This window comes from Ruegeria sp. AN6 (genome assembly GCF_056540425.1).
On record NZ_JBQFWR010000052.1, the window covers coordinates 1 to 554 of the forward strand.

Sequence of the window (554 nt, forward strand, 5' to 3'; positions counted from 1 at the left end):
CAACGATCCGCGTGTGATCGCAGGGCAAGCCACTTGCTCGGCTGAGTTGCTGGATCAAACCGGCGGCGTTGACGCCGTTATCGCCCCGATTGGCGGCGGCGGCATGGTTTCAGGCACCTGCTTGACCGTCTCGAACCTTGCATCCGGTACAGAGATTTACGCGGCCGAACCCGAGCAGGCAGATGATGCGTTTCGGTCCTTCAAGGCTGGGTACATAATTGCCGACGACGCACCCAAGACCGTCGCTGACGGCTTGCTGGTGCCCTTGAAAGAGAACACATGGCACTTTGTCTCGAACCATGTGACGGACATTTTCACAGCCTCTGATGACGAGATCATCGCCGCTATGAAATTGACGTGGAAGCACCTTCGGGTGGTGATGGAACCATCTTCGGCGGTGCCATTGGCGGTCATCTTGAAGAACCAAGACGTGTTCCGCGGCAAACGTGTGGGCGTGATCATAACAGGCGGGAACGTCGATCTAGACAAGTTGCCATGGTTGCAAGGATGAGGAGAGAGAATATGAACAAATCCGCGAAATTTGACGATCACGA

At 55.6% G+C, this 554-nt stretch carries 1 protein-coding gene; it reads left to right on the top strand.

The window, feature by feature from the left end; all coding sequences use genetic code 11:
* Nucleotides 1-511, top strand: a 511-nt coding sequence (locus tag ACR0MQ_RS22985) for a threonine ammonia-lyase (RefSeq protein WP_480611300.1), incomplete at its 5' end; no start/stop codon positions are given.
* Between the last annotated feature and the right edge of the window lie 43 nt (nt 512-554).